Origin of the sequence: Sphaerochaeta sp. S2 (assembly GCF_016406725.1) — a bacterium.
GTDB lineage: Bacteria > Spirochaetota > Spirochaetia > Sphaerochaetales > Sphaerochaetaceae > Sphaerochaeta.
In genome coordinates, this window is sequence record NZ_JAEKNT010000367.1 from 1 (window position 1) to 7,990 (window position 7,990).

Annotated in this window: 4 protein-coding genes and 1 pseudogene; 2 read left to right on the plus strand and 3 right to left on the minus strand. The window is 48.1% G+C overall.

Translation table 11 applies throughout. The features are described 5' to 3' along the window. Nucleotides 1-15 precede the first annotated feature (15 nt). Nucleotides 16-2,958, plus strand: a complete 2,943-nt coding sequence (gene pgmB / locus JF818_RS10795; RefSeq protein ID WP_198892022.1) for a beta-phosphoglucomutase — start codon at nt 16-18, stop codon at nt 2,956-2,958. On the opposite strand, the gene JF818_RS10800 is transcribed toward pgmB, so the two are convergent. Together JF818_RS10800 and JF818_RS10805 are read right to left on the minus strand one after the other, a co-directional pair. After that, nucleotides 2,959-3,924 (minus strand): LacI family DNA-binding transcriptional regulator, encoded by a 966-nt coding sequence (locus tag JF818_RS10800; RefSeq protein WP_198892023.1) that lies wholly within the window; start codon nt 3,922-3,924, stop codon nt 2,959-2,961. Between the two features lie 181 nt (nt 3,925-4,105). Beyond that, nucleotides 4,106-6,580, minus strand: a complete 2,475-nt coding sequence (locus JF818_RS10805; protein WP_198892024.1) for an InlB B-repeat-containing protein — start codon at nt 6,578-6,580, stop codon at nt 4,106-4,108. Between the two features lie 278 nt (nt 6,581-6,858). On the opposite strand from JF818_RS10805, the gene JF818_RS10810 reads away from it, so the two are divergent. Beyond that, on the plus strand, nt 6,859-7,494 hold the full coding sequence (locus JF818_RS10810) for a porin family protein (RefSeq protein WP_198892025.1): 636 nt from the start codon (nt 6,859-6,861) through the stop codon (nt 7,492-7,494). Between the two features lie 284 nt (nt 7,495-7,778). Here the strand turns inward: JF818_RS10810 and JF818_RS10815 are convergent. Beyond that, a pseudogene (locus tag JF818_RS10815) lies at nt 7,779-7,990 on the minus strand (hypothetical protein); the annotation flags it as partial.

A 7,990-nucleotide genomic window follows, 5' to 3' on the forward strand; every position in this document is an offset into this window, starting at 1 on the left:
GTCAAGGGGTAATACATGTCTTTGGATACTTGGAGTCTCGAAGAAACCGGGTTTGATGGAGAGCACATCGCCCAGGGTGAGAGCTTATTCTCAATTGGAAACGGATATATCGGCTACCGTGGGTTTCCCTGTGAACGGGAACCTGCGCACCATAGTGGATGTTTCATCAACGGATTCTACGAGATATCTCCGATTATCTACGGAGAGGATGCCTATGGGTTCGCGCGCATCAACCAGACCATGCTTGATCTTCCAGACTGCCGGTATCTGGTGATTACCATCGATGGTATTCAGGTCAATGTGGCTGATAGCCGGGTGCAGTTCTACCGTAGGCGACTTGATTTCCGTACGGGAATTCTTGAACAGCATATGCAGTGGCTTACCGATGAAGGTAAGCTGGTGCATATTACCTGGGAGACCCTGCTCAGTATGCAACAGTACCATATAGGAGCCCTACGGGTTCGCATACACTGTACTGATGAGGTCAACGCAACCCTGTACTCTACCATAGGGATGCCTGTTCAGCGTGCAAATACTGAACTTGATCCGCGTATGGGCAGTACACTCTCCACCTCCTCCCTGGTTTGTGAAGATTGTGGGTACTATGGTGAAGGTGAGGAGGCACGCCCAGGATTCCAGGCTGCATTCAAGACTTTGGAAAGTGCCCTTGATCTCTCCTGTGGTGCTGTGCATGAGAGTTCAGAACCGCTTCAGGTTGAGCGAGGTGACCTGGAGGAGGGGCATCTCCCGGCACTGGCCTTCTCATGGAGTGGGGCAGATCTTAGTCTCACGAAGTATTTCTACTATCATACCTCTGGACGCCCAGGTGAGACCCTTCCTCTTGAGTTGGCCCAGCAGTATCGAGAGGAGGTGGCAAACGCCAGTTGGCAAACCTTGGTAGAGATGCAACGGTCCTGGTATGAGTCTTTCTGGGCCCACACCGATATCGAGATTACCGGGGAAGAAAAACTCCAGCAGGCACTCAGGTTCAACTTCTTCCAGCTCCAGCAGAGTACTGGTAGAGACGGTAATTCCGCACTAGCCGCAAAAGGACTGACTGGAAGTGGGTATGAAGGCCACTATTTCTGGGACACTGAAATTTATGGAATGGCACTCTTCAACCATACCCTTCCTGATACCGCACGCGCCTTGATCAAATACAGGATATCAACACTCGACCGAGCCCGTGCAAGAGCCAGGGAGATGAACCAGAGGGGTGCACTCTACCCTTGGAGAACCATCAATGGATTGGAAGCTTCTGCATACTTTCCGGCCGGCACGGCCCAGTACCATATCAATGCAGATATTGCCTATGCGATCTTTCAATACCTGGAGGTGACAGGTGATGATACCATCCTGGAAGAGGGTGCTGCTGAGGTGCTGATTGAGACTGCTCGTCTGTTCTTCGATCTTGGTTTTTTCAATCCAGAAAAGGGTGGTAAGTTCTGTATTAATGAGGTAACCGGTCCGGATGAGTATTCAGCGCTCTCTGATAACAACTGCTATACCAATGTCATGGTCCAGCACCACTTGGAGGGGGTGTCCAAGCTAGCTTCCCGTCTGCAAAACGAGAAACCTAAGCTATGGAACCATCTGGTTGAAGAACTTTCCATACATGATGAAGAGCTGAGTCTCTTTGCCCGTGCAGCAGAGCAGATGTATATTCCCTATGACAGAAAACGGGGTATACATATGCAGGATGACTATTTCCTCAACAAGGAGCCGTGGGATACCCAAAAGCGAGGAGAGATACGTCATCCCATGCTTCTTCACTACCATCCGTTGGTAATCTATCGACATCAGGTCATCAAGCAAGCCGATACTGTGCTTGGTATGTTATTACAGCATCATCGCTTCCCCTGGTACCAGAGGAAGAGAAACTTTGCGTTCTATGAACCCCTGACCACTGGGGATAGTTCCCTCTCTGCATGTATTCAGGGAATTGTTGCATACGATTGTGGATTCTTGGATCTTGGTAGTTCCTATATCCGCCAGACTGCTCTCATGGATATTGAGGACCTGCACCACAATACCAAGGATGGTTTGCATACTGCTGCGATGGCTGGTTCATGGATGGCTATGGTCTATGGATTGGGAGGATTCCGTATGAAAGATGGAATTCCTACATTCAGACCTCAGCTTCCAAAGGAGCTGCAGCGACTGAAATTCCATCTTACCTTCAGGGGAATAGTGCTCACCGTTACGATTGAACCTGAGATTACCACCTATGAAGCCAAGGGTGGCAATCTTACCGTGCATCATCGCTCTGATGTACTCATCGTTGGCAAAGAAGCTGTACAGCGACCCACGCGAGGCGCATGCAAGGCTGTCATCTTTGATCTTGATGGGGTAATAACCTCCACCGATGGGTACCATTATCGGGCATGGAAACGTCTTTCTGATGCCCACCAGTGGGCGTTTGATGAGGAAATTAATCAGAAGCTGAGGGGTATTTCCAGAAGACAATCTCTACAGGTAATCCTTGACCACAACAGGGTGACTGTGCCTGAGGAGGAGATACAAGAATACACTGATCAGAAGAATACCTGGTATCGTGAATCACTGGAGGAGTTGACTCCAGAGGATATTCTTCCCGGTATTCCTGCTTTGCTGGAACAATTGAAGCAACGAAAAATCTATACCGCTATCGCATCGGCAAGCCGGAATGCTCCGTTCATCCTTGATAGGTTGGGTCTTTCAGATTCGTTTGATGCAGTAGTTCCAGCTGGAGAGGTGGTACTGGGAAAACCCAATCCAGAGGTCTTTGCACGAGCTGCTGATATGCTTGGATTGTATCCAGAGGAGTGTACTGGTGTAGAAGATGCTCCCGCAGGTATTACCGCCATCAAGGAAGCGTTGATGAAGGTTGTCGGGGTTGGCAGTGCTGTCGATCCTGAACTCTGTGATGCACACGTGCTGAAAACCGCTGATCTGACCGTGGAAATGTTGCTTTGGTAATCAGCTGTTGCGGTCAACGAGGACAGGAATGATTCGATGATGTATGGGCTGCCGCTCTTGGTGAGCCTCCATGAGGTTCACGATAAAGGAGGCGGCTTGAGTGCCGATGGCTCCCGGTTCCTGGCTAACCGTCGAGATGCCCAGGTGCTCTGTAGCACGAACGCCATCGAATCCTATGATACGGATGGAGCTCCCCCTCTCTCTCACAGCCTTATATACTCCCACTGCGATGTCGTCACAGTAGCAAAAGACTCCGTCACAGGTTTGTTCATCGATGATTTGCATGCCGATCTGGTAGCCCATCTCTTCTGATATCTCAGAGTTGTACAGTGCACACTCCTTATAACCATAGAGAGCGAGTTCACTGATAAATCCTGTATGCCGGTCGGTGTTTGTTTGCCCGGGGGGGTCCATTGCGATATATCCAGGGTGTTTTACCCCTTTAGAGAGAAGATACCGGGCGGCAAGACGCCCTCCCTGTTCATTGTCTGTGTACATGCAGTGCTCGTCATCACGAGAGTAGTCGATATACAGGTAGGGTACATTGCGCCTTCTCAACAGTTCCCTCTCTGTTTCATCAAGCTGGAAAGCAAAGATGAGTAGGGCGGAGAGTTGGGCTCCCAGTACTTTCTGGATGAACTGCGGGTTATGTTTCTCATAGTTGAAGATGAGGAGATCTACACCCAAGCCACGGAATTTTCTGTAAATGGTCTCAAATATTTCAAAGAAGTAGTGGTTTCCAATATCTGGCAGGAGCAATCCCACTGTTGACTCAATGGCGTCATTACGCGCAAGTCGGCTTGCAGCGCCACTTGGGGAGTATTGTCGAGCCTTTACCACATCAAGAACCCGCTTACGGGTGTCTTCTGCAACATGGGAGCTGTTGTTGAGAACACGTGAAACAGTGCCGATTCCTACATTAGCTTCACGGGCAATATCTTCGATCGTAATTTTTTTCCTGCCCATGGGGAAAATGTAGAGCTTTTTGCTCCATCAGTCAATAAAGGGTCGGGGAACGCAGGGGATATTGAAGAAGAACTAATTCTTTGTAATGGCCCCTTTGCGTTCCCCAACCAAACCATATTTACTCTAGTGAGCAACAAATTCTGCCTTTCTCCATGCAGGCATAACGTCTTGCTCACCTTTTTTAGATGCGTCGCATGGGACGTACCCGATATTCATTGGTCTTTTCTATAATAGGCATCTCTATGGTGAATTCCTCCTTGGTAGGATCAGGCTGCTGCAATACAACACTATAGGCTAAATGCTCATTTGTAACGTCTGTAGCAGTCCAATATGGTATTCCTATGGAGATGCCTCCAATTGATCGATCCCTCATGAGTTCCATCAGTTTTACCATCTCACTCAAGGAGGGAAGGAAATACCCAGGAGAAGATCCTGCCGCATAACAGGCATACTCCAGAGCAGGACCGGTTCCATAATAGTCAATGACGCTCTGGGTTGCATCTTTTCCTTGTCCTATGTCTCCATACGGACCTTGGTCACCTCCAATGGATGGATTGAAGAAATGATCGGCTTCACCAGCAGGGGTCCAGGGAATCAAAAGATCTGAGATGTAGCTAGAGTCATAGTTTTTAGCAACGATATACCTCCAGGCATCCGCTTCGCGATAATCATACGGGGTAAGATTGTTTTCTTGGTCATTGCGGTCGATGATTACGAATTCATAGTCCGGTGCGGGCGTCATATCTCCAATTTCGTACTCCCACAATGTCTTTGGATAGAGCACAATATCTCCATGAGACCCCGTTTCAATCTTCCAGACCAATGTATCGAACGTATAGACAGGGCTGGTATACCATCCTGCAAAATAGTGCCCACTGAGAGAAGCGTCACCGAGTTCAAAGGTCTCTGTCTCCACGGTATAGGTTGTAGGATTGTCTGGATCATTGGTCTCTCCCTTGAGGGAGTAGGTGATGGTGTACTCAATAGGGACCCACTTGGCGTACAGGTCAAGGTCGCCATATGATCCCTTTGCAATTTGCTCAACACTATTTCCAGTGAATCCTGCATTGGCATACCATCCGTTAAACGTGTAATAGTCCCTTGTTGGACTTGCAAGGTTCCACGAGTCGGTCTCAATGGTGTAGGTTCCTCGATTATCCGGGCTTGGGGCAGTACCCCCGTTGTGCGTATAGGTGATGGTATAGACAATGGGAGTCCATTTTGCATGCAAGGTTCTATCCCCAAGGGAGCCCTGCACAATCTGCGAAACAGATGTACCTGAGTAGTCATCAGCAACAAACCAGCCGCCGAAGGTATATCCGGTTCTTGTGGGGTTTTCCAGCGTAATCGTTTCTGTAACTATGGTATAGGTTGCAGGATTATCTGCATGATTGACCCCTCCATACAATTCATAGCTGATGGAGTAGTCAATGAGGGTCCACTTGGCGTACAAGGTTGCATCCCCTGCAATGTCCCAATCCTTGGTACTTGCCATGGAGTCACTGTAATACTGCGTACCGGCACCAAGGGTGGCGGTATAGTACCCACCGAAGGTGTATCCAGTCCTGGACGGTGCGCTGGCAGTAGGCATTTGCCCATCGTAGGTAGCAGTTACAGAGGCCGTCCCATCACTGGCTGGAGTCCTATCCAGAGTGACGGTATAGGTATTGGGTATCCACTTGGCGTACAAGGTTGTATCTCCAGCAATGTTCCAATTCCTGGCACTTGCCATGGAAGCAATATAGTATTGAACTCCTCCTCCTGAGGTTTCTGTAAAGTACCCCCCAAAGGTATACCCAGTCCTGGTAGGTTCTGTAGCTGCCGGCATTGCAGCATTGAAGGTAGCCGAGACCGAGGCTGTCCCGTCACTGGAAGGTTGTCTGTCCAGGGTTACCGTGTAGGAGTTTGCAGTCCACTTGGCATAGAGTGAGATGTCTCCGGTACTGCCTTGGGCAATTGTTGTTACTTCTGTTCCAGTAAGATTTGCATTATCAAACCAGCCGCCGAAGGTGTATCCGGTTCTTGTTGGGTCCTGCAAGGTGATGGTGCTGCTCAGCGTAGTATAGCTGCTTGGGTTCTCCCTATGGTTGGTGCCATTGTCAAGATGGTAGCTGATGGAATAGGAAGCAACTTCCCAACATGCGTAGAGCGTGTGGTCATTGGGTATTGAAAGTATGGACTCTGAGGTAATGGTGCTGCCACTCCCGCTTTGGGTTGTGTTCCACGTATGCTGATACCCTGCTTTCGTGAGAACAGGAAGGGTGCCGTAAGCTTGACCAAAAACCAAATCTATACTGTTGGGATTGGCAATACCATCGTCCTGGCTGAGAAAGCTTACCTGGTAGGTGTTGGCAGTCCATTTGGCATAGAAATGCTTAATACCACTGCTGCCTTGGGGAATCTGTGTCACAGCAGTCCCTGTGAATTCACTATTTGTGTACCACCCTGCAAAGGTGTATCCACTACGAGTGGGATCCCTTAAGGTGATGGTTGCGCTCTCTACCGTATACTCAGAAGGGTTTGATGTATGGTTGGTTGCTCCATCAAGGTTGTGGTACTGTATCTCGAACGCATGGGGAGGGTCGGGCGTACATCCGATTGCCAACGCAAGAAAAAGCAGTATGCATACTGCTCGATAGGTAGTTTTTCGTCTCATAGTTCTTCTCCTACTCATACGGTCTCCTGCAAAGGAGAAGAGGTCCATGGAGTATTGCTACCTAATTGACTAGGTACTTTCACCTATGGAGGTTCTGCCCATCACGTTCAAGAATGTGAGAGCTCCGTATTCTGTCCCATACACAGAGATGGGACGTTGTAAGTTGGAGACACGTATTTTATATCTACAAATTTCAAAAATATGTAATAAAAATGTTGTGAATCAGTAATTTTCTGATTATACTGATGGCAACGTCTGTTTGAGACAAGGAGGAGTTTGTGAAAAAACACATAATAATTTCATTGTTGGTTCTCGTATTTGCTGTCTCAGCAATTTCAGCAGGTACCTTGAAAGCTGGAGTGAGCGTTGGTGGTAACGTTGCATTCGTAGGAACGGAACCAAGCGGAGATGGAACCCCCCGTTATGGATTCACCGGAGGTGTATACGGAGAGTATGACTTCTATTCACTGGGTGAGATGGTGGACTTGTCTGTACAGTCTGGCCTCTACTATACAATGAAGGGGTTTAGGACTGAAATGGACGTAGCTCCGACAGTTTCAACAGATCTCTCTGTAAATAATGACTATATTGAGATGCCTATGCTTTTGAAGGCAAGTTTCTCCCTCGATCTGCCTGCAAGTCCCTATATACTGGTCGGGCCTTCAGTGGGGTATCGTATTATTAATGATCCCTCTACTGATCCTGAGATAGCATTTGTTGAAGCTGGTGCAGAAGAAAAGTATACGAATTTTGATGCTGGTATCGTCTTTGGTGCTGGTGCTGACCTTGATATGGGCCTCTCAATTGACGCACGGTTCAATCTTGGGTTGCTTAATATTGAGGACGATCCGTCAGGTGACAATTACACCAAGAATCGCTCTGTTTCCCTTATGGTCAGTTATAGTATTCTCTAGATCAATTGTGGTAGAGAGGAAGGATCACCGTGGTTGAAATCACGGTGATTTTTTTTGTGTGTTGGTAGGTAGAAGGTGGTTTTTTCGATCTTCACATTGCAGCATCCAGCAAGCAATTCGAAAAAGAAAACCATTTAGAGTAGGTTCCTGTCCTGCTCATTGGCAATTTTGAAAAAATTTTATGCTTTAATATTGGCTGTTTTTAACAAATAGTGACTTCATGCCGTTTGCCCTGCTTCCCATCTCAATTCAGGCGGGCTGAACAACCTTTCTTGCTTCAACCTTTAGATTGTCACAAAGCTGTTGCCCTTGATTCCTCTCAACCTTGATTTCACCAGCAGAAGAGCCTCGCTTGAATCCATCCTGCCAACCTGGAACCTGATATTGAAGAGAGCTGCATACCTGTTGATGTACTTGGAGGCAACCCCACCCATCTTGTTGTACCATCGCTCAATCAGGGAATGAAAACTGTTGACGTTGTTGAGATGATTGACCC